This is a genomic window from Acidithiobacillus sp. HP-2 (genome assembly GCF_015100155.1).
GTDB lineage: Bacteria > Pseudomonadota > Gammaproteobacteria > Acidithiobacillales > Acidithiobacillaceae > Acidithiobacillus.
Window position 1 is genome coordinate 1 of record NZ_JACKZA010000015.1, and the last position, 21,578, is coordinate 21,578.

Consider the following 21,578-nt stretch of genomic DNA (forward strand, 5'->3'; position numbering starts at 1 on the left):
CTCCTGAAGGTACCTAAAATTACCGCCTATTTTTGGATAGCGAAACTCCTGACTACTGCCATGGGAGAGGCCACGTCAGATTTTCTCGTATTTCACACGAACCCCTATCTGGCTGTTATTGGTTGTGGTTTATTATTCCTGATTGCTCTCTGGCTGCAGATGCGTAGCAATCAATATAAAGCACACTATTACTGGTTTGCTGTTATCATGGTAAGCATTTTCGGGACTCAAATAGCGGACGTTACCCATGTCGTACTGGGTGTCCCCTATGATATCTCGACATCCGTTTTTCTGATGGCATTGATCGGGATTCTGGGAATCTGGAAACTCAAAGAAAAGACGCTTTCCATTCACAGTGTGCATACACCCCAGCGCGAGGCTTTTTATTGGGCAACCATTGTAGCCACCTTTGCGTTGGGCACCGCCGCTGGTGACATGACTGCATCGAGCCTGGATTTAGGCTACCTTGAATCGGGGATCTTGTTTGTCATAATGTTTGGCATTCCCGTGATTGCATATTTCATGTTCGATCTTAATGAAATAGCTGCCTTCTGGATTGCCTATATTTTGACCAGACCATTGGGAGCCTCTTTCGCGGATTGGACAGACAAACCCATTCAGTTCGGTGGCCTTGGTCTGGGTACGGGTCCGGTGAGCATATCGCTAACACTGGTCATTCTGATGCTGCTCACCTACTTGATAATTTACAGAGTAGATGATCCCAACTGAAATTTAGGCAATTGGTCCATCTACAGATTCTCCATGATGGCGATAGAGCTGGGGTCCGACCGTAAGGTTCACTATCCGGGTGGCTCAGAAGATAAGGATGCGGACACCGGCAAAAAATTCACGCCTTTGCATCCAAACAGCCTGAAATATTGAGTCCGCATCCCTGCGTCTCATGAGGACATCATTCCCCGCATCATCGCAGGCATACCTTCTTTGACAAAGCGCGTAATCTCACGCGCGTGGGCATGAATCACCTGGATCATTTCCGGATCTGACGACGTTTCTGTCACCGCTACACCATCCTTAAGGTAGTCCAGTTTTCGCTGGTATAGCGTTGGATGAGCGAACATGACGGGAACGCTTCGACTGGCCGGATAGGGGAAAGGTTGGTCTTCCGCCAGGCGCTGATACATCTGGGTCACATGCGCCTGGAGTAAAGCAACCGTATGTGGCACGGCCGAAATCGTGACCGCGTGTATCCCATTAGGCAGAAAAGTCACTTTGCGATGCACCTCTGCATGCACCTGGAACAATTCCATCCCGGTACGCATGGGTCCACGATTCTCCGGTGACATCATGGCACGCATGCCTTCGTGGTCAGGCGAATCACCCCCCATCATGTTTCCCATCATACTGCCCATACCCGAGGCACTAGCCCGGTCTGCCTGCACATAACCTGCCACAGCCAGTGCCGATAATATCGACTTCAACAACTGCCTTCTGTTCATGACATTTCTCCTTTTCTGAGTATTACTGCGATCTTAAACGACGCCGTTGCCATAAGGCGTACAGCGCAGGGATAACGAGCAAGGCCAACAGCGTTGCGCTCAACATGCCGCCGATGATAGGTGCGGCAATCCGTTTCATCATATCGGCGCCTGTGCCCTCGCTGAGCATGATGGGCAGCAGGCCCACAACGACCAGGGTAAACGTCATGGCCAGCGGGCGCAGGCGGAGCATACTCCCCTCCATAATCGCCAGCTGCAGATCGTGCCAGTTTTGCAAGGCATCGCGGGCCCGCCGACGCTGCAGGGCCTGGTCCAGATAAAGGAGCATAACTACCCCAAATTCGACGGCCACACCGGCGAGAGCGATGAAGCCCACGACCACCGCTACCGAGAGCTTGTAATGAAGTACATAAACCAGCCAGAGGCCACCTACCAGAGAGAATGGTAAAGTGACCAGGACAATAGCCACCTCGACCACATTACGAAAATTGAGATAGAGCAGTAAGGCAATCAGTAACAAAACCATCGGCACGACAATCTGCAAACGCTGATTGGCGCGATGCATACTCTGATATTCGCCGACCCAGTTTACGGTATATCCCGGTGGCAGATGGACCTGATGCGCGAGCATCCGTTTCGCCCTGGCCACATAAGTGCCAATACTCGTCCCCGGTTTCAGATCAATGGTGACCCAACTGTTCAGTTGGCTATCATCACTGGTGAGCATGGCTGGCCCATTGACCATGTCTACCCGCGCCAACTGTGCGAGGGGAATCTGCGCACCATTGGGCGCTGTCACACGACTGTCCATCAGCGCTGAAAGTGATTGCCGACGATCGCGAGGATAGCGCAAATCCACCGGAAAACGTTGCACACCCTCTACGGCCGTAGTCAGAACTTTACCGCCGATAGCCGTTTCCACCAGCCGGTTCACGTCGGCCACTGAAATGCCATAGCGGGCGGCAGCGGCCCGATCCGTATGGACGACGATATAACGTCCGCCGGTTACTCTGGCGGCATAGGCGGTCTGGGTACCGGACACTTTTTGGAGCGCTGCTTGGACTTTCTGCCCCAGAAGATTCAAGGTGGCCAAATTCTGTCCCGTAATCTTGAGGCCGAGAGGGGTTTGCAGTCCGGTCGTCAACATGTCCACCCGCCCCTTGATGGGTTGTGTCCAGTTGTTACTCAGACCGGGAATCTGCAAGGCCTGATTCATCTGGTCACGCAGTTTGTTCATGCTGATGTGGGCGGGCCAATGATCGGGCTGTTTAAGGGTGACCACGGTATCAAACATGGAAATGGGTGACTGATCGGTGGCGGTCTGCGCCCGTCCCGCTTCTCCAAAAACGGTTTTTACTTCTGGAAAGGTTTTGATAATGCGATCCGTCAACTGCAAAAGCGCCGCAGATTCACCGTAAGAAATGGCAGGATTCTGGGCAACGGGCATATACAGCAGCGTCCCTTCATCCAGGGGCGGCATGAGCTGGGTACCCAGTCTTTGCCAGGGATAAACGAGCGTCGCAGCCACCAGTACGGCCCCGATAACGACCATCCAAGGGGCTTGCAATACGCCGTGTATGACAGGACGATACCACCTCGCCAACACCCGGTTTAAAGGATTCTTCCGTTCAACGGGAATCTTCCCCCGAATAAACCAGGCCATCAGGACGGGCACCAGGGTGATAGCGAGAATGGCGGCGGCGGCAATCGCAAAGGTTTTGGTAAAAGCGAGCGGCGCAAACAATTTACCTTCCTGTCCACTCAGCGCAAAGATGGGCAGAAAGGAAACCGCGATAATCAGTAAGGAAAAAAACAGCGCGGGGCCAACTTCCATCGCCGCTATCCCGGCAGTCTGCCAAGGATTGAGGGCTTCTCCTTTCTCCATATGTTTATGCATGTTCTCGATCATTACCACGGGCGCATCGACCATAATGCCAATCGCAATGGCGATTCCCCCAAGAGACATGATATTCGCCGGTATATCGAGAGCATACATCACGATAAAGGCGCCAAGTATACCGATCGGCAATGCAATCAGGACCACCAGCGCCGAACGGATCCGTAATAAAAACAGCAAAGTCACCAGCAGGACGGCCACACACTCTTCCAGCAGTTTGCCACTGAGCGTCTGAATGCTGCGTTGAATCAGGGGGCGCTGGCTGTAAGTGGTCACTACCTTCACTCCAGCCGGCAGCGAGGCCTGCAAGCTTTTAAGTTTTTGTTGAATCTTTTGTATCAGGGCATTGGCGTTTCCCCCCTGATTCATCATGACAATGCCACCGACCACTTGACCCTGACCATTCAGTTCGGCAATACCACTGGGTAGAACCGGGCCTAATTGTACCCGTGCCACTTGCTGCAGCGTCACGGGCACGCCGTCGCGCACACCAAGCGGGGTCTGTTGTAAATCTTTCAATGAGTGAATGTAGCCGGAGGTGCGCACTATGTAGCGCGACTCTCCCATGTCCACGACGGAACCACTGGTTTCGCCATTGGCCGCACGAATAGCCGCTTCGACCTGTGGCAGGGTGAGGTTGTAGGCCAGCAGACGATTAGGGAAGACAACCACCTGATACTCCTGCTCCATCCCGCCCACCGTCGCGACCTGGGCCACACCGGGAATACCTTGCAAGGCAAATTTCAGAAACCAGTTTTGCAAGGTAGTAAGTTGTGCAAGGTTCAGTGAACCACCGGTATCTGTGAGGGCATATTCATAAATCCAATCCACCCCCGAGCTATTCGGCCCCAGAGCCGGGGTTACCCCGGCTGGTAACTGACCCTGGGCCTGGTTGAGATATTGCAGGACCAGATTCCGTGCCTGATAAATCGGGGTACCCCCTTTGAACAGCACGTAAACATAGGAATCCCCGAACATGGAATAGCCACGTACGGCTTTGGCACCGGGTACTTCCTGCAAAGTCGTTTCGAGGGGATAGGTGATTTGATCCTGAATGATTTGTGGAGCCTGTCCCGGATAAGAGGTTTTGACAATGACCTGGGTCGGCGAAATATCAGGAAGCGCTTCCAGTGGAATGCTCAGGATGGAGAGGACGCCTGCAACGATCACGACCAAGCTGGCAATGACCACCAACAATGGGTTGTTGAGACACCAACGCATCACGGCCTTAATCATGGCTTTTGCCTCCCATATTCATGTTGGCCATGGACGCTGGAGTAGATTTTTTGGGTTTTTTCGATACAGGCGTTGACCGGTTCTGTGCCACAACGGGCGACGCAGAATCCACTCGGGCAGTATTAGCGCCCAACATGCGCGCCCGTACGGATTGGAATTGAGATTCGGAATAGAGCAGGAACTGCGCACTTTCCACAACCCGATCGCCTGGCCGGAGGCCCTTTGGGATAGCTACCCATCCCCGGTACGCTGGCCCTAAGCGGACTTGTACCGGTAGGAAATGCCCATGACCCTCGCCGAGCATCACGAAATCGCCCTGAGAGCTATGCAGTACGGCGCTGCTTGGTACGGCCAGCGACTTCTCAGGGCGGGCTAGAATAGTGGCATCCGCGTAGGTGCCGGGGCGGAGTTTCCCCTCCGGATTGGGAACGCTCAGGCGTGCTGTAACCGTCCGGTTTTGGGCATTCAGCGTCGGATACAGGAAGCTCAAAGACCCTTTCCAGCGCACCTCCGGGTAAGCAGGTAAATGCAGGCGGGCAGAGTCACCCGTCTGTATCCAGGGTAACTGATAGGTGTAGAGCGCCACGTTCACCCAAACCCGGTCGAGATTGGCAATTTGATAAAGTTCGGTCTGCGGTGCGATATAGCTGCCCTGATGCACGTTGAGCGTCTCGATGACGCCAGAAGCCGGCGCCCTTAATGCGACATCCCGCTCAGCATGACCGTGCAGGGCGAGTGCAGTAATCTCGTTTCTGGACATCCCGAGTAATTGCAATTTCGTCTGAGCAGCCGCCAGCAGGGCGGGATCTGCCGTTCGTCCCTGTTGGCGCCGCGCAATGAGATACTCCTGCTGGGCACTGTATAATGCCGGAGAATAAATCTCGGCAAGCACCTGGCCGCGTTGCACCGTGTCCCCCACAGCCCTGACACGCAACTGTTCCACCCAACCAGAGAAGCGCGGGTTCACTGAATATACCCTGTTTTCGTCCACAGCCACGGTTCCTACGGTGTGAATGACGTGACCCATCTGCCGTTCCTGAACCTGTACAAGACGGACCCCCAGGTTTTGCGCCATCTGTGAATTGATATGCAATCCCGAGGGCTTTTGTGCATTGGTACCGGGAGCGTAGACCGGGATATAGGCCATGCCCATGTTGTCTTTCATCGGGTGATTCGAATGAATCTTGGGATTCATGGGGGAAGCCCAATAGAGAATATGGCGCTGGTCGCTGCTGTTGTTCAGGGAAGGCCGTTGGCTTTTGGTGAGATTCGGCACGGCACTGGGCGTTCGTAACCACCAAGCCCCGCCGGCACCCAACGCTACACCCAGCGCAAGGAGACCCACAGGGAGGGTCCATTGACGGAATTTCATGACGTTGTCCTCCCTTGCGTGGTGAGGAAATCGAGCTCCGCGACACTGAGAGCGAGATCACGGCGATACTGCAGACGGGTCAGCGCATAGCGCAATACCGCATTTTGCGCGTGCAACACCGCATCCATGTGGGCCTGTCCCGAGGTATAAGCAGCGAGTGTCGCAGAAAATGCCTGCTGTGCCTTGGGTACTAGACGCTCATCGGTCCGTGTCCATTCTTTTTTCAGCGCAGTATAACGGGCGAATGTGCTGCGCAGCTGCTGGATCAGCGCTAAATGCTGGTCGTCAAAACGATATTGGGCCTGCAGCGCCCGCGCTCGGGCGGCGTCCACATTCTGATCCTGACGGTCTTCCGGAAAGATGGGCAGGCTCAGGTTGACGCCTACAGACAACCAGTTCGGACTGCCCGGATAGAAATCCTGACCATAGGCAGCACTGACGGTAACATTGGGCCAATAGCTCCGTTGAGCGACTTGTACCCCGATTTGCGCAGCGCGCGATTGCGCCTGTGCAGAGCGCAAGAGAGGCTGCCCCAAAAGACGGGTTTCTGCGGTACGCAAGGTTTTGGGCGACGGGAGATGCGGCCATCGGTTTTGTATGGAAGGTGGCTGCGATAGATTCAGGATCTGGGCAATTTGTGCAAGATAGCGCGTTCGTTCGGCTTGTAATTTGCTGATGTCATTCGCAAGATCGTCTCGTGCCAGTTGGGCCCTGAGTACATTGGCCTCCGATCCCCGTGCGGATCGGTAGAGCGCCAGTGCAGCCTGCACGCTCTCGGCTTGCAACTGTTCCTGATGCCGGACCGTCATTATGGCTTTGTCGGTATAGAGCGCTTGCAGCCAGGCGCGGCGTAACAACAACACTAATTCGGCGGACTGGCCTTGCAGGGTATCCGTAGCTGCTGCAGCTTCCACGCGTGTTTGTCGACCTTCCAGCCCCAGTTTACCGAAGGAGGGAAAAGTCTGACTCAGCCCCACACTCAGCATACTCATCTGCTGCTGGTTCATGGAGAAACTGTTGAGGGGTAAATCTTCAGCACCCAGAGACAAATGCGGATCAGGCAACTGTGCTACGGATACGGCCTGATGTTTTAATTCTACAATTTTCTGGGTCAGCGCGCCGAGCCCCGGGTTTTGACGCAAGGCAATGGCTTGCGCGTTCTGCAAACTTAACGGCTCAGCGCATGCTGCGGCCGTTGAAAAGCACAGTAACATCCCGGCCAAGAGCCGTATGCTGTTCTTGGCTGATAATCGTTCCAATAGATTGGCATCCATGAAAATCTCCATAGCAAATCAATGACATTTCTCCTTTGAGAAAAGGAGTGCCCACTTGCTGAGGAGAACTTAAATGGTCAATCGTACGTGAAGCAGCGGAGGTGGATGGTAAGAGGGTTCAGGGGAAAAAAGACCGGGACGATCCTTCGCAACGAACTGAGAGTGGGTCCATGTCACGGATCCAATCCACACGGGAGTCGGGACAGAGATTCCAGAAAAGCGCAATCCGCCAGGCGCATGCGTCTGTGCACAGATGGCCATACACTGACTACTCATTGCTTCGGAATGGGGATCCATCATCCGCATGTCCATGCCGGGGTTATCCCGGCAACAGGGCATGTTCGCCATGGACATTCCCATCATGGACATCCCGTGCATTTCAACACAGGATATGCCCTGTGGCATCGCCACCGCAGCATTGCTCATCCAGGTTCCAATAAGGAACAAGGACAACATTGCCAGCGAACGAAAGTAGCGGCGAAGCTTTAACATAATTCGACCATGAGATCCCAATTAGATAAACGATGACAACCTTTGAGAAAAAATGCAAATGATGAGGTTGCTGTTATTCTTCATTTTTGAAATGGTTGTACCTGATTAAGAACCACCTCAATCAAGGAGCGGTGTACAGCCTTCATCAACCATTTAGAACCCATCAATGCATACCGCTGGCAATTTTTCGTAGCGACGCGCGCTGAACCATAATGCGCTGACCGGATTCACGCAGATATCCGTGTCTCTTGAAATCCGCCAGGACTCTCGAAACGTGCGCAGAAGAAAGCCCGAGATAACCGGCAATCTCTTTACGCGCCATCGGGAAAGGGACCCAGGCGCCATCGGGGAACACTCCGCACCAGTGGTATAAAAATGCCGCCAGGCAGGCATCGGCCTTCCCTGCTCCCACTTCCACAATATGGAATTCAGACTCTTCCAGGGCTCTCTGCCAGCGCTCCAGCAATGCGCCTCGCACATGAGGGAGGTCTTCTGACAAACGGTTTAATTCCGATATATCCAGCAAACATAAATCAGCGGCATCTAATGTTGTGGCGGTATGCGGGTATCGGGGATGTGCATGATTCAAGCCCTCAAATCCCAACAGATCGCCATGACGCAATAGCCGAACAATTTTTTCCACCCCATGAAGCGGTGATTCCAGACTGAGTTTGATGACACCAGACCGCAAGGTAAACGCATGGCGGGCGCTTTCGCCCTGATGGTAAAGCACTTCCCCAGCAGGCAGATGAATATCCTGTACGGTCATCCCCAGATTGTCTAATTCTTGCACAGTGAGCCCTGCAAAAATGCTCAACTGGCGCATGGGACAAAGCTGACAATCTGACTGGCCCGTCAGATTCCATGACGCTGAATGCATGAGATACTCCTGTTAGGCGATGCTGTCGGCATCCTCCAATTCCCAGAGCGGGATCTGGTTATCAGAGGCATCAGTTACCCAACGTCGCGCATAAATGCTGCGTTGGGCAACCAGATCATTCAGAATACTCTGAATACGCTTCATCGTCAGGTGCAGGGTACAAGCCATCTCTATGCTGGTCATCGGCCCGCCACGCAGGCAGTTCAGAATACGATTCGTGTCTTGCATTATGAGGATATCTCCCGATGTCGTGTCAGGTTGTGCGCCATCCTGTATGCGCTGGTATGAAAGTCCCTCCATGGCATTCAGCTCGTGTACAGCACGGGATAAGCTGCCCGGTTTGCCTTTTTATGCAGCAGATTTTGCCGAAAAATGTGAAAGAAGCGCTGATAACGCGATAATTCCTGCTCCATCAGCAAGCTATGATCGGACACCTTTTTTTGCGACTGGTTATCCAACACCTGCTCTTCATTCAGGGTGCTGAGTTCTGCGCGTAGCGCATACCATTGTTCATTGACCAGATCGTGGCGTGTTTCCAGTACATCGAGAATATCCAGAATGGCACGGGCATCCAGCTGCGCTTCGGGTTCGCCCTGAACCGTTAAAGAAGATCTGATTTTCATAAATCACTCCATGAATAGTTTCCGTCTGTTACACAGGAACTGGGGAAAGGACAGCGAAAAGCCTGCCCTTCCCTTCCGGTTTTAATGACCGCCGTAACTGGCCATTTTTGTGGTACGACCCCGGAACACCCAGATTTGATAAGCGTTGTACATGATCATGATGGGTACAAACCCGGTCATGAATAAGGTAAACACGGCAATGGAGTTGGCCGGATTGGCGGCCGCCTGGATGGTCCAGGTTTCCGGAACAATGTAGGGAAACATCGTAGCCCACATGGCAAACCACAGGAGAACCACCACCCCTTCACCCCACAGCAGGGCGGCGAAGTCTTTTTGCATGGAGTGGTTCATCATGGATTTAAAGGCAAAGAACAGGACCACTAAGAGCCAGATGGCCCATACCCACCAATAAGGACCGGTCCATTTTGCCGCTGCCCAGGGGAATATGGCATAGGACCACACCAGCGTCACAACAATTGCCGCTAAGGCCAGGTAGGAAAAAAGGGTGGTCCAGCGCTGTGCCTTGACGTTGATCGGATCCCCCTTTTCAAAGCGTGCACTCAGATACAGACCGCCGGCCAGGCCGGCCGCAATGACCGCGCCAAAACCGGTGAAGATACTGAAGGGGGTCAGAAAAGTGAGTGCCGTTCCGGTGAAATGGGGAATGGGCGAATTGACAAACAGGCCCGGAGCCCCTTTGGCCATGGCCGCACCGGCCTTCATGGGGAAGCCCTGCAAGGTCGCCCCCAAAGCCACGCCCGCCCCGAAAGGCGCCATAAAACTCCCGACGGCAAAGGCCCAACCCCAAAAGCGCTTGCTTCCGGTTGCATGGACATGAAACTCAAAGGCTACAGCCCGCGAAATAACGCCCCATAAAGCGAACATCAAAGGAATCATCAGATAGTTGAAGGCCGATCCATACACCAACGGAAAAGCGCCAAACAGAACGCCGCCGGCAACAACCAGCCAGGTTTCATTGCCATCCCACATACCGGCCATGGAAGCCATAATGGCGCCCCGCTCCTGCTCATCGGGAGAAAAAAGGGCAAACACTCCGGCACCGAGATCGGCACCGTCCAGGGCAATGAAGAAAAGAAACAGTAGACTGAGTAACAGCCACCACCACGTCGTTAGAGTGGTAGCGATTCTGGCGAGATCAAACATATTGTATTACTCCTTGAATCGAAATCCCGGAAAACCACGCTTAATGGGTTTTCCCAAAGGTCGGTTTGGCAAAGGTCGGTTTCGCCAATCCACCACCAGCGTGTTCCTGATCAGCATGCTGCTCTGGCGCACCCGGTAAAGGACTTTCCAGATCAGGTCCCTTGCGGATCACGCGGGAGAAGAAATACCAGGCACCCGCCCAGACGGTCAGCTCAAAAACGCCATATCCGAGAAACCAGACGATTTCCTGGCCAAGCCCCATGTGACTGGTGCCCTCATAGGTGCGCATGATGTTGTAAACTACCCAGGGTTGACGCCCTACTTCGCGGGTCCACCAGCCGGTCCAGACGGCCAGGTACGGTAAAAAAGCACTAAAGACCATGGCCCGCAAAAACCAGGGGCGTTTACGCAATCCCTCTACGGTCAGTTGGCCGCGCAGGATGAGCATGGTGCCCCACAACGCCATAAAAAACAGGAAGAAACCGATGGCGACCATAACCCGGAAGGAATAGAAAGGGACCCAGACATCGGGGCGATCGTTGGCCGGGAACTGATCCAGACCGGGAACCACGCCATTCAGGGTGTGAGTTTCCAGGAGGCTTAACACATGGGGAATACGGATTGAAAACAGACTTCCATCATTGTCAGCATTGGGAATGGCAATCAGATTCCAGGAAGTGTTCGGCTTACCATCCGGTAAATAAGTGTGGAAATGCCCTTCCATGGCGGCCAGCGTGGTCGGTTCGCTATGGGCCACATCGACCCCCAGACTATCCCCTAACCAGATTTGTATCGGCGTAGCGATCAGCAGGGCCAGAATGGCCGGTTTCAGCATTTTGACGAATAAATCGGCGTGACGATTTTTGAGAATAAACCAGGCACTGGTCCCGGCCAGGACAAAAAAGCCCAGGATGATGGTAGCCACCCACATATGGGGAAAGCCCCAATCATTACTTTCATTGAAAATGGCACTCCACCAATTGGTCACCTGAAACAGACCGTCTTTCAGCACGACACCATCGGGAGTCTGCATCCAGCCATTGGCCACCAGAATCCAGTAGGCCGACAAACTGGAAGCAAACGCCACGTTGAAGGTAGAAAACAAATGCATACCTTTACCGACCTTGTTCCAGCCAAAAACCATGAGGCCAATGAAACCGGCTTCATACATAAAGGCGGTAATGGTTTCAAAGCCGAGAATATTCCCGAAGAAGGGCCCCACGGCCTGGGAAAACGGGCCATAGAGAATGCCGAAGGCCATTTCCATGGTGACACCGGTAGCCACACCGGCCCCGAAATTGACAATAAAGATTTTTTCAAAGAAACGGTTCAAGCGATACCATCGTTCGTCTCCAGAACGCAGCCAGGCTACTTCCAGCCCGAAAAGGATCCAGGACACCCCGATGGTTAATGGGGTCCAGAGGATATGCATGGATGTAATCCAGGCAAAGTCGAGTCGACTTAACAGGATGGGTAATGAGTTTTCAACAAGCATAACAAACTCCTCGTTTCAAAAGCGGCATTAAAAAAATTGCAGATATACGAGCGAATCCATAGAAGCAATAAGTATGCCTGTTATTCGTCCTATAATTAATCAGTAGGTTGTGTTTAAAAAATGATTTTTCGCAAAAAAATAATGGGGGATACAACCGGTTCATGTGGTTTATATAAACCGATTTATGCTCGCAAAGACCAAAAATGACAAAACGCATTTATATCAAGCCAGCTGTCGACAGAATGGATGGTTCTGCCATTAAAAAAATATTGTGTTCTGGCGGATGAACAGCAAAGAAGCAGTCAAATAAGGCGTTCACCTGATTACGGCCAAGCAGGAATCAGCGCCCAGATTGTCCACGCTCAAAAGGTCAATTTGTATAATGCGTTGAGTATATCAATCGGTTAAGGATAAATTATCAGGGCACAACGGGACAATTCGCGATGCGGAAATGACTAACAAATGCCATTGATAGGCTGTCCTGTCATGTACTGCAAAGGTTTGGTAGGCATAGAATTCTTCCTGCTTGGGACTGCAACCGCGAAGTACAGCCCAGACAACAGGTGGCATAAGCGCCCGGTTTCAGCCTGAAAACCGTTTATTCATCGTCGATAGTGTACTGATATCGATCGCACAGGGTGATCTACAACAGGCTGCGTGCAGCCTTGCCGATACCTTCCGCTGACATTGGGTGCTGATCGGCAAAGCGGGCCAGGTCATAGGCCGTCATTCCGCCCGCAATGGCCGTGCCGACCTGTCCAATCAGACTGCCTGCGTCAATCCCCACAATCCATGCCCCGCGAATCCGCAAACTGCCGGGCTCGAAAAAGAGCCGGATTTCGCCATCCAGACGTTCCAGAATCTGCGCTCTGGAGTCCTCTGAAAAGGCATAGCGGGCTTCCAGCAATGATCCAGGAGAGACCTTGGCCGGTGTCAGACCGATGTAGGCTGCTGCCGGCAAGGTGAATATCGTTGTCGGCACATGATCAAAATCCGCATAATCCGCAGGAACGTTCCCCGCCAGAATATTGTGGCCTGCCACCAGAGACTGACGCACTGCTGCGTGAAAAAGTGGGACCCGTCCATTGACATCCCCTGCTGCATAAATATGCGGAAAGCGGGTTTGCAGGCTGGGACCCACCTGGATACCATGATGATCAAACGCAATGCCCAGAGCTTCTGCACCCTCTGGAATGACCGGACGACGCCCCACGGCGAGCAGGACTACATCGACCTCCTGATTTTGTTCCTTGCCGTCCTGAAGCCAGACAACACGACGACCAGTGCCTGTATTCTCAACGCGTTGCACCTCTATATTGGTGCGTAGTTCAAGCCCTTTGGGTAGTAAGGGCAGCAACAGGTTGACCATGCCGGGATCCATGCCGTTCAGGATTTGTGCGCCTTTTTGCAGCAAGGTAACTTTCGTACCCATGGCAGCAAAAAATGTCGCTGTTTCCAGCCCTATGTAGCCACCGCCGATAACCAGCAGTTTTTCGGGCAAAGCCCGCATGGCTGGCGAAGGTTTATAAAGATCATGACTGGTCAGGCACCATTCAGCACCGGGCAAGGGCGGAATGAACACGTCCGAGCCACTGGCGATCAGGATATGCCGGGCATGATAGGTATCCGTTCCCGCATCTGTATCTACTTTCACCGTATGGGGATCTAACAGGCGCGCTACGCCCTTGATCAAGCGGATAAGAGGTTCTGCGGCCAGTTCCGCTGCGTGCTGGGCATAACGCCGCTCCTGAATGGCATCTTTGTGCTGCATCAGGGCGGCAAAATCCACGTGCAGATTGCCGCCCAGTCCGTAGGGCTGAAAACGCTGGGCATCCTGGTAAAAAGCGGCTGTTTCCCGAACCGCCTTGGAAGGAACACAACCTTCATACAGACAGTTACCACTCATGACCCCCTTCGGATCGACCATGAGTACCTTCTTTCCAGCTTTTGCCAGACGAAAAGCGGCCGGATAGGCGGCGCCACCTGCACCTACGCATAACAAATCCACTTCCTGAACAGTCATTTTGCAGCCCTCCACGTTGAATCCAATCCTGCAAAGCCTAGCACAAGCAAACAACAGGCAGATATGAATATATCATTAAAATTCATGATGATTCTTTCACCTTGTCTATAGTCATGATCATGAATATGGCGAAGGCAGATTGCCCGAACGAATCTTGTGCTATCTTATATTAGGATATTGAGATTTGAATTGTGAGCTGGTCAGGTGTTTTTGAGTAGAAAATTTTCATAAAGGGAGACCGTCGCATGCAACCGGCTGATGCAAAGAGTTTTGAAAGTCTGGATCTGGACGCCAGCTTTCAGGCACTGGAAAGTAGCGATAAAGGTTTAAGCAGCAGTGAAGCCAGTACCCGCCTGACGCAATTTGGCAGCAACCTGCTGGAAGAAAAAGAAACCCCGATCTGGCGTAGATTGATTTCCTATTTTTGGGCGCCCATTCCCTGGATGATTGAGGTTGCGGCAGTCTTATCAGCCATCAACGGCGACTGGAAGAGCTTTTTTGTCATTTTTGCCATGCTGCTCATCAACGGCGGCATTGGTTTTTGGGAAGAAAAAGGCGCCAATGACGCCCTCAAGGCACTGAAAAATCAACTGGCGCTCAAGGCGCGGGTCTTGCGCGATCAGCAATGGCAAAGCATTGACGCAGCGCAACTGGTGCCGGGTGACGTCGTTCGTCTGCGCCTGGGGGATATTTTACCGGCGGATATCAAACTCATTTCTGGTGATTATCTGTCCGTGGATCAATCCGCTCTGACGGGCGAGTCTTTACCGGTGAACAAGAAACCTGGAGACGTGGCCTACTCTGGAACTATTGCCAGGCAGGGTGAAATGCTGGGTCTGGTCTATGAAACCGGTTCTGCGACTTTTTTCGGACGTACGGCGAGTCTGGTGCAAAAAGCCGCTCCCGTTTCGCACTTTCAAAAAGCCGTACTTAATATCGGTAACTTTTTAATTGTTCTGGCTCTATCCCTTTCGTTATTGCTGATTGTTGTAGAATTAGTCCGTGGCTTGCCGTTTTTGACCCTGCTGGCTTTTGTCCTGGTTGTGGTAGTGGCCTCCATTCCGGTTGCCATGCCGGCGGTGTTGTCGGTCACCATGGCTCTGGGGGCTCTGGCCCTATCGCGCATGAAGGCCATTGTTTCCAGATTGACTTCCATTGAGGAAATGGCCGGGGTGGATATTCTCTGCTCGGATAAAACTGGAACCTTAACCCAAAACAAGATCACCCTGGGGGAAAGCGCCCTGTTTGCCGCGCAGAATGAACAGGAACTCATTCTTGCGGCGGCCTTGGCCAGTAAGGCGGAAGACGCGGACGCCATTGATGATGCAGTGCTTGCCCGACTTCCCGATCGCGATAAAACCCTCACGGCTTTCACTCAGGACAAATTCATTCCTTTTGATCCCATCTCCAAGCGTACGGAAGGGCAACTTCACGGAAGCGACGGGAAAAAGTTTCGGGTAAGCAAGGGGGCACCCCAGGTTCTCATTGAAATAGCCAAACTGGCTGATGCCGAACGTGCCAAGGCCGAAAAAGTGGTGGAGGATGCCGCCGCCAAGGGGTTTCGTACGCTGGGCGTGGTTCGTTCCGACGATGATGGGCAGAACTGGCGTTTTCTCGGGATTCTTTCGTTGCTGGATCCGCCCCGGGTCGATTCCAAACGGACCATTATGGAAGCGCAGGAACACGGTATTGAAGTCAAGATGGTGACGGGTGATCATCAGGCCATTGCCAGTGAAATTGCCGGTCAGTTGAACCTGGGAACGCATATTCTGACCGTGGATGACCGGCTCTCGAAATTTGCCGAAGGCGGGGTACTTCCCCCGGCACTGGGTGATGAAATTGAGCACTCTGATGGTTTTGCCCAGGTGTTTCCTGAACATAAATACGCCATTGTCAAAGCCCTGCAGCAACGCGGGCATATTGTCGCCATGACCGGCGATGGCGTGAACGATGCGCCGGCGCTCAAACAGGCCGATGTGGGTATTGCCGTGTCGGGAGCCACCGACGCTGCACGCGGTGCCGCCGCCCTGATTCTGACGGCGCCGGGTCTGAATGTGATCGTCAAGGCTGTCGAGGAGGCGCGGCGTATTTTTGAGCGGATGACCAGTTATACGGTTTATCGTATCGCCATGACGCTGGATATTCTGTTTTTTGTGGTCATTGCCATGCTGATTTTCAACTCTTATCCGTTGACGGCCATCATGGTTGTTCTGCTTTCCCTGCTCGATGACATTCCCATCATGACTATTGCCTGGGACCATACTGCCGTACAGAAATCCCCTGTTCATTGGGAAATGCCGAGAGTGCTGAGTCTGTCTTCAGCCATGGGGCTCCTGGCTTTTGCGGGGACCTTTGGGCTTTATCTCCTTACCCGCTTTGTGTTTCATATTCCTCTGCCGGAAGCACAAAGCATCATGTTCCTGCAGCTGATTGCTGGGGGGCATCTCATGTTGTTCCTGACCCGGGTCCGCGGGCCTTTCTGGCGCCCCCCCTACCCTGCGCCCATTCTCCTGCTGGCCATCCTGGGTACCCAGATTGTGGGTGTGGCAATTGTTGGCTTCGGCTGGCTGATGCCGGCGATACCCTGGACGACCATTGGACTGGTATGGGCGTACAACATTGTGTGGATGGTACTGGCCGACCTTGCCAAATTGGGCATTCATCGCCTGATGGATCATGAGGCAGCCCATCAGAGTCGGTTTTTGCACACTCTCAATCATTCTCTGCAACCAGATCTGATCCAATTGGAGCGGGATGGTGTCGGGTTTCAACGGACCATCCGGCAGGCTTTCACCCATTTCATGAGAAGCGGAGATTCAAAATAGTGTTTTCATAGTGCATCCCCTGATTCGGAGAAAAACCATGACCGCTAAAGATCGACTTACCGAAGTACATCAGTTGATGGAAAATCTCAAGCAGGATTATCCCTCGGAAATCAATTCCTTTTTGGGTTTTATGGGTAAGGCGGAAGGAAACCCGGCCCTCAGTGCGGCACAAAAGGAGTTGATCAACGTGGCTCTGTCCGTGGCCGCGCAATGTGAATGGTGCATTGCCTTGCATACCAAAAGCGCCATTGAAGCCGGGGCCAGTCGCGATGAAATCATGAGTGCCGGTTTCATGGCGGTCATTATGCATGGCGGCCCAGCCTTGATGTATCTGGTGCCGCTGAGCAAGGCGCTGGATGAATTCCTGCCGGAGAACACCCATGGATAGATTGCAGATGCGCGCCATGCTCTGGGATATGCTCCGCGCCCGGGCTTTTGAGGAGGCCGCTGCCCAGGGATATGCCCAGGGCCAGATTGCCGGATTTTTGCACCTGTATCCGGGAGAGGAGGCGGTAGCCGTGGGCGTGCTGCATGCCGCCGAGCCGGGGGACTATGTGGTCAGCACCTATCGGGAGCATGTCCATGCCCTGGTCCGGGGAATTCCTGCACGGGAAATCATGGCGGAACTGCAGGGCAAGATCACCGGCATCAGCAAAGGGATGGGCGGTTCCATGCATCTGTTTGATGCCAGTCGGCGCTTTCTGGGGGGCTATGCCATTGTCGGCGAAACCTTTCCCATCGCTTTGGGGGCGGCTTACGCCGTCGCCTACCGCCGTCTGCCGGAAGCCGTGATCTGCTTTTTTGGCGATGGCGCGGTCAACCAGGGGACCTTCCATGAATCCCTGAACATGGCGGCGCTCTGGAAACTCCCCATTCTTTTTATCTGTGAGAACAATCATTATCAGATCGGTACGGAAATTCACCGCCATTCGGCCGTTACCGAAGTCTATAAACGGGCCTGTGGTTATGGGATTCCGGCGGAAAAAGTCGATGGTATGGATGTTCTTGCGGTGCATGCCGCTGCCCGCAAGGCGCTGGAGCGGGTTCGCAGCGGCGACGGCCCGCAATTTCTGGAGCTGGAAACCTACCGCTATCGCGGGCACTCCATGGCGGATCCGGCGAGCTATCGCCCCAATGTGGAACTGAATGCCTATCAGGCTAACGATCCCATTGCCGCAGCCATCCACGAAGCAGAATCCGCTTATCCATCACCTGAAGCCATGGCTGCTGCAGGAGCCGACTGCATTAGCCACTTTAGTGACCATTGCTGCCAGGAAGGTCATCTCGACGAGGCGGAAATCACCCGTTTGCGTCAGGAAGTGCAGACGGAAGTGGATGACGCCGTCCGTTTTGCCCAGCAAAGTGCGGAGCCGGACATGCAGGATGCCTGGTCCATCTTTCATCACAATCGCCGTTATGAAGTACTGATGGAGACAGCCCAATGAACGAGCTATTTTATTGGCAAGCGCTGAATCGGGCCATGGATGCCGAAATGGCGGCGGATGAAAGTGTCATCACCCTGGGTGAAGACGTGGGTCTTTATGGCGGAACCTATCGGGTAACCGAGGGGCTCATGGCCAAGTATGGCGAATGGCGCGTGCGCGACACCCCTATTTCCGAAAACAGTTTTACCGGCCTCGGTGTGGGCGCGGCAATGCTGGGTCTGCGCCCGGTGGTCGAAATCATGACCATCAATTTTGCCCTGTTTGCCACTGACGCCATCATCAACATGGCCGCCAAGATCCCGTTCATGTCCGGAGGGCAATTTCCCATGCCCCTGACCATTCGCATGCCGGGTGGCATTGCCCGGCAACTGGGTGCCCAGCATTCCCAGCGCCTGGAGCATACCCTGATGAACGTGCCCGGATTGCGGATAGCCGTTCCAGCCACGCCTCAGGATGCCTACTGGCAATTACGCCAGGCCATTCATAGTGATGACGCGCTCATTGTTCTGGAGCATGAACTGCTGTATTTCACCAAGGATCATGTTGATGAGGCGGCTGTTGCCCCGCCTATTCATCAGGCTTTGCTCCGCCGTCAGGGACGGGACATTACCTGTATTGCTTATTCCCGGATGGTGATGCTGGCTCTGGAAGCTGCGGACATTCTGGCCAAGGAAGGCATTGCCATGACGGTCATTGATTTGCGCAGTCTGGCACCCATCGACTGGGATACCTGCGTGCAATCTGTGCAGCAAACCCATCACTGCCTGATTGTGGAAGAGGACTGTCGTTTTGCCGGAGCGGGTGCGGAATTGAGCGCCACCCTTCAGGAGCGCTGCTTTTATTTTCTGGATCGTCCCATCCAGAGGGTGGCTGGACTGGATATCCCTACCCCCTTCAATGGTAAGCTCGAAGCAGCCAGTATCCCGCGCACGGCAGACATCATTACGGCAGCCCGGCAAATGTTGGGCACGCAGGGAGGTCAATCATGAAAAACCCCATTACCATGCCGGTATTGTCGGACACCATGCAAACCGGTCGGCTGACACGCTGGAACAAGTCCGTTGGCGATGCCATCAAAAAGGGCGAGGCTGTTGCCGAAGTGGAAACCGATAAAGCGGTCCTGGACGTGGAGGCCTTTGCGGATGGCTTTCTGGCTGGACCGTTGGCGGCTACGGATACCGATATTCCGGTTCGCCAGGTTATCGGGTATATCGTTGATCAAAAAGAGGCGCCTGTTACGCCTGCCGCGCCCGAGCCTCATGCGGCCGTTGCGGATGCTGCACCAGTGCCGGAACCGGAACCGGCTGCGCAAATCGCGGCGCCGGGAACAGCAAACCCCGTCCCAGTCCCGTCCCAGGCAATCCCTTCCGCACCGATAAGGCAAAACACCGGGACAATTTCTGCAAAACCCGGCGACCATGCCGACGGGGCATTGATTTCTCCCTACGCCCGCGCTCTGGCGGCGGATCTGAATCTGGATCTCCAGCAGATCACGCCAGGACCGGATGGCGTGATTCATGCCAGTCAGGTTCTGGCCGTAGCCTTGGCGCCTCAGGAGGTGGACTTACACATGGGTCCACCCTATCAGCTTGAAAAGCCCAGTGCCCTGCGGGCTGCCGTGGCTCGCAACATGTCAGCCACCCTCCAGACGCCGACCTTTTTAATCAGCAGCCGCTTCAATTTGAACGCACTGCGCGAAACTGCCAAAACGGCCAAACTCAGCTTTACCTTGGCGCTGGGCAGAGCTTGCGCCCTCACCGTGGCCGAAGATCCCTGGTTCAATCAGGTCATGACCCGTCAGGGTCTTGCCAGGCGGCAGCGGGTCGATCTGGGCATCGCTGTGGATACTGGTGAAGGTCTGATTACACCGGTGCTGCGGGATGCAGCCCGCAGAAGGCTGCCGGAACTCGCAGAGGATTGGCGCATATTGCTGGGCAAGGTCAAAAAAGGCCGAGTTACACCCAATGACTATCAGGGCGCCACTTTTTATCTGTCCAATCTGGGGATTTTCCCGGAGATTGAGCGCTTCAATGCCATTGTACCCACGGGGGCAGCAGCCATTCTGGCGGTAGCGGCTGCCGGTAGTGACGGGCTGACGGATTTCACCTTGAGTTGTGATCATCGGGTTATTTTCGGTGCGGATGCGGCACGTTTTCTGCAACACCTGGGCAAGCGTCTGGAGGACCTCTCTTGGCTGACATAACCCAGATTCTCTCCATCAATAGCGGCTCTTCTTCCATCAAGTTTGCCCTGTTTGCTTTCGGCGCAGGACTGGAGAAGCAGCAGCTTGCCGGGGCCGTGGAACGCATTGGTCAAAGCATGGGGAGGATATGGCTGGAACAGGCCGGTCAGCGGGTATTGGACCGCCAACAAGCCTTTGTGGATCAATCGGCCGCCCTGCAGGCGGTTGTCGCAGCGCTAACCGAACTGGGTATCACTCATCCCGATGCTATCGGTCACCGGATTGTTTCCGGAGGACCCCATCAGCAGGCCCATGTATGCATTGACGCGACCGTACTGAAGGATCTACGCGATGCCCTGGCCTTTGCCCCCTTGCATTTACCGGCCGAAATTGCGGCCATCGAGTCTTTGCAAAAAATCTGGCCGGGAAAAACCCAGGTCGCCTGTCTGGACACGGCATTTCATCAAAGCATGCCGGAAGTGGCCGCGCGCCTGCCGCTGCCACGCAATCTCTGGCAGGAAGGCGTGCGCAAATATGGCTTTCATGGCCTCTCTTACGAGTACATTGTCAGTCAGCTTCCAGACCAGGGGAAAGCGCCTACCATCATTGCCCACTTGGGGAATGGGGCCAGCATGGCGGCTGTTGCCGATGGCCGTTGTCTGGACACCACCATGGGATTGACCCCTACTGGTGGCTTGATCATGGGCACCCGCTCCGGGGATCTGGATCCGGGCATACTCCTTTATTTGATGGCTGAAAAAGGCTACAGCGCGCCGCAACTGGAGCGGCTGCTCAACCATCTTTCCGGATTGCTGGGGATTTCGGCCTGCAGCGGGGATATGCAGGTATTATTGCGGCAGCGGGAAAACAATCCCCATGCAGCGGAGGCTATTGCCCAGTTTGCGTACAGTGCCCGCAAGCATATCGGCAGTCTCATGGCGGTGCTGGGCAGTGTTCAGCGCCTGATTTTTACCGGCGGCATCGGCGAACACGCGGCGGCCGTGCGCTGGGCCATCTGTCGGCCCCTGGAGGCCCTGGGCTTTCATCTCGACCCGGAGGCCAATGCTGCTGTCGCTCAGGAGGCTCGCAGGATTTCGGCCCCGGAAAGCCCCGTTGAGGTGCTGGTGGTGCCTACCGACGAAGATCTGATGATTGCGCGCCATACCCTGCGCCTGCTGGGCACGGGTACCCCATGAATCTCAATACGTTGTAT

The 21,578-nt window shown here is 54.2% G+C and carries 18 protein-coding genes; 8 read left to right on the forward strand and 10 right to left on the reverse strand.

The genetic code is table 11. The features are described from left to right. A partial coding sequence (locus H7F11_RS12220) for a hypothetical protein (RefSeq protein ID WP_227485472.1) occupies positions 1-729 on the forward strand: 729 nt, incomplete at its 5' end. 170 nt (positions 730-899) lie between these two features. On the opposite strand, the gene H7F11_RS12225 is transcribed toward H7F11_RS12220, so the two are convergent. The 4 genes from H7F11_RS12225 to H7F11_RS12240 are packed head-to-tail and all read right to left on the reverse strand — an operon-like array spanning position 900 to position 7,176. Then, a complete protein-coding gene (locus H7F11_RS12225) occupies positions 900-1,457 on the reverse strand; it encodes a hypothetical protein (RefSeq protein ID WP_031571418.1) in 558 nt (185 codons plus the stop codon). A gap of 22 nt (positions 1,458-1,479) precedes the next feature. Further along, entirely contained in the window at positions 1,480-4,590 is a 3,111-nt protein-coding gene (locus H7F11_RS12230) for an efflux RND transporter permease subunit (protein WP_193650459.1), read from the reverse strand. Continuing rightward, complete coding sequence (locus H7F11_RS12235) at positions 4,583-5,962, reverse strand: efflux RND transporter periplasmic adaptor subunit (protein ID WP_193658158.1); 1,380 nt, start codon at positions 5,960-5,962, stop codon at positions 4,583-4,585. The genes H7F11_RS12230 and H7F11_RS12235 overlap by 8 nt, the downstream gene beginning before the upstream one ends. Then, positions 5,959-7,176, reverse strand: coding sequence for a TolC family protein (locus H7F11_RS12240; RefSeq protein WP_413773198.1), 1,218 nt, complete (start codon positions 7,174-7,176; stop codon positions 5,959-5,961). The genes H7F11_RS12235 and H7F11_RS12240 overlap by 4 nt, the downstream gene beginning before the upstream one ends. A gap of 364 nt (positions 7,177-7,540) precedes the next feature. On the opposite strand from H7F11_RS12240, the gene H7F11_RS12245 reads away from it, so the two are divergent. Continuing rightward, positions 7,541-7,711 carry a hypothetical protein gene (locus H7F11_RS12245; RefSeq protein ID WP_193649704.1) on the forward strand — a complete coding sequence of 57 codons (171 nt, stop codon included), beginning with the start codon at positions 7,541-7,543 and terminating at the stop codon, positions 7,709-7,711. A gap of 180 nt (positions 7,712-7,891) precedes the next feature. Here H7F11_RS12245 and H7F11_RS12250 read toward each other — a convergent pair whose 3' ends face one another. From H7F11_RS12250 to H7F11_RS12275, 6 genes are all read right to left on the reverse strand, one after another. Continuing rightward, on the reverse strand, positions 7,892-8,608 hold the full coding sequence (locus tag H7F11_RS12250; protein WP_193649705.1) for a Crp/Fnr family transcriptional regulator: 717 nt from the start codon (positions 8,606-8,608) through the stop codon (positions 7,892-7,894). 12 nt (positions 8,609-8,620) lie between these two features. Beyond that, positions 8,621-8,836 (reverse strand): hypothetical protein, encoded by a 216-nt coding sequence (locus H7F11_RS12255; RefSeq protein WP_193649706.1) that lies wholly within the window; start codon positions 8,834-8,836, stop codon positions 8,621-8,623. A gap of 77 nt (positions 8,837-8,913) precedes the next feature. Further along, positions 8,914-9,231 (reverse strand): hypothetical protein, encoded by a 318-nt coding sequence (locus H7F11_RS12260; RefSeq protein ID WP_193649707.1) that lies wholly within the window; start codon positions 9,229-9,231, stop codon positions 8,914-8,916. An 81-nt stretch (positions 9,232-9,312) separates the two neighbouring features. Continuing rightward, positions 9,313-10,395 (reverse strand): cytochrome d ubiquinol oxidase subunit II, encoded by a 1,083-nt coding sequence (locus tag H7F11_RS12265; RefSeq protein WP_193649708.1) that lies wholly within the window; start codon positions 10,393-10,395, stop codon positions 9,313-9,315. Between the two features lie 40 nt (positions 10,396-10,435). Further along, positions 10,436-11,890 carry a cytochrome ubiquinol oxidase subunit I gene (locus H7F11_RS12270; RefSeq protein WP_193649709.1) on the reverse strand — a complete coding sequence of 485 codons (1,455 nt, stop codon included), beginning with the start codon at positions 11,888-11,890 and terminating at the stop codon, positions 10,436-10,438. A gap of 643 nt (positions 11,891-12,533) precedes the next feature. Further along, positions 12,534-13,913 (reverse strand): dihydrolipoyl dehydrogenase, encoded by a 1,380-nt coding sequence (locus H7F11_RS12275; protein ID WP_193649710.1) that lies wholly within the window; start codon positions 13,911-13,913, stop codon positions 12,534-12,536. A gap of 245 nt (positions 13,914-14,158) precedes the next feature. Between H7F11_RS12275 and H7F11_RS12280 the strand changes: the two genes are divergently transcribed. From H7F11_RS12280 to H7F11_RS12305, 6 genes are read left to right on the forward strand one after another with little or no spacing between them, the layout of a single operon-like run. Then, complete coding sequence (locus tag H7F11_RS12280) at positions 14,159-16,738, forward strand: plasma-membrane proton-efflux P-type ATPase (protein WP_193649711.1); 2,580 nt, start codon at positions 14,159-14,161, stop codon at positions 16,736-16,738. A 37-nt stretch (positions 16,739-16,775) separates the two neighbouring features. Continuing rightward, entirely contained in the window at positions 16,776-17,126 is a 351-nt protein-coding gene (locus tag H7F11_RS12285) for a carboxymuconolactone decarboxylase family protein (RefSeq protein ID WP_010638908.1), read from the forward strand. Beyond that, complete coding sequence (locus H7F11_RS12290) at positions 17,119-18,183, forward strand: thiamine pyrophosphate-dependent enzyme (protein WP_193649712.1); 1,065 nt, start codon at positions 17,119-17,121, stop codon at positions 18,181-18,183. The genes H7F11_RS12285 and H7F11_RS12290 overlap by 8 nt, the downstream gene beginning before the upstream one ends. Beyond that, positions 18,180-19,172, forward strand: coding sequence for an alpha-ketoacid dehydrogenase subunit beta (locus H7F11_RS12295; protein ID WP_193649713.1), 993 nt, complete (start codon positions 18,180-18,182; stop codon positions 19,170-19,172). Before H7F11_RS12290 ends, H7F11_RS12295 begins: the two co-directional genes overlap by 4 nt. Continuing rightward, positions 19,169-20,386, forward strand: a complete 1,218-nt coding sequence (locus tag H7F11_RS12300; protein ID WP_193649714.1) for a dihydrolipoamide acetyltransferase family protein — start codon at positions 19,169-19,171, stop codon at positions 20,384-20,386. The genes H7F11_RS12295 and H7F11_RS12300 overlap by 4 nt, the downstream gene beginning before the upstream one ends. Continuing rightward, positions 20,374-21,561 carry an acetate/propionate family kinase gene (locus H7F11_RS12305; RefSeq protein WP_193649715.1) on the forward strand — a complete coding sequence of 396 codons (1,188 nt, stop codon included), beginning with the start codon at positions 20,374-20,376 and terminating at the stop codon, positions 21,559-21,561. Before H7F11_RS12300 ends, H7F11_RS12305 begins: the two co-directional genes overlap by 13 nt. Positions 21,562-21,578 lie beyond the last annotated feature (17 nt).

Excerpts from the sequence above, each read along its gene's own strand:
- H7F11_RS12225 (WP_031571418.1), bottom strand. The coding sequence starts at position 1,457 with ATGAACAGAAGGCAGTTGTTGAAGTCGATATTATCGGCACTGGCTGTG.
- H7F11_RS12230 (WP_193650459.1), bottom strand. The coding sequence starts at position 4,590 with ATGATTAAGGCCGTGATGCGTTGGTGTCTCAACAACCCATTGTTGGTG.
- H7F11_RS12235 (WP_193658158.1), bottom strand. The coding sequence starts at position 5,962 with ATGAAATTCCGTCAATGGACCCTCCCTGTGGGTCTCCTTGCGCTGGGT.
- H7F11_RS12240 (WP_413773198.1), bottom strand. The coding sequence starts at position 7,176 with ATGTTACTGTGCTTTTCAACGGCCGCAGCATGCGCTGAGCCGTTAAGT.
- H7F11_RS12245 (WP_193649704.1), top strand. The coding sequence starts at position 7,541 with ATGTCCATGCCGGGGTTATCCCGGCAACAGGGCATGTTCGCCATGGAC.
- H7F11_RS12250 (WP_193649705.1), bottom strand. The coding sequence starts at position 8,608 with ATGCATTCAGCGTCATGGAATCTGACGGGCCAGTCAGATTGTCAGCTT.
- H7F11_RS12255 (WP_193649706.1), bottom strand. The coding sequence starts at position 8,836 with ATGCAAGACACGAATCGTATTCTGAACTGCCTGCGTGGCGGGCCGATG.
- H7F11_RS12260 (WP_193649707.1), bottom strand. The coding sequence starts at position 9,231 with ATGAAAATCAGATCTTCTTTAACGGTTCAGGGCGAACCCGAAGCGCAG.
- H7F11_RS12265 (WP_193649708.1), bottom strand. The coding sequence starts at position 10,395 with ATGTTTGATCTCGCCAGAATCGCTACCACTCTAACGACGTGGTGGTGG.
- H7F11_RS12270 (WP_193649709.1), bottom strand. The coding sequence starts at position 11,890 with ATGCTTGTTGAAAACTCATTACCCATCCTGTTAAGTCGACTCGACTTT.
- H7F11_RS12275 (WP_193649710.1), bottom strand. The coding sequence starts at position 13,913 with ATGACTGTTCAGGAAGTGGATTTGTTATGCGTAGGTGCAGGTGGCGCC.
- H7F11_RS12280 (WP_193649711.1), top strand. The coding sequence starts at position 14,159 with ATGCAACCGGCTGATGCAAAGAGTTTTGAAAGTCTGGATCTGGACGCC.
- H7F11_RS12285 (WP_010638908.1), top strand. The coding sequence starts at position 16,776 with ATGACCGCTAAAGATCGACTTACCGAAGTACATCAGTTGATGGAAAAT.
- H7F11_RS12290 (WP_193649712.1), top strand. The coding sequence starts at position 17,119 with ATGGATAGATTGCAGATGCGCGCCATGCTCTGGGATATGCTCCGCGCC.
- H7F11_RS12295 (WP_193649713.1), top strand. The coding sequence starts at position 18,180 with ATGAACGAGCTATTTTATTGGCAAGCGCTGAATCGGGCCATGGATGCC.
- H7F11_RS12300 (WP_193649714.1), top strand. The coding sequence starts at position 19,169 with ATGAAAAACCCCATTACCATGCCGGTATTGTCGGACACCATGCAAACC.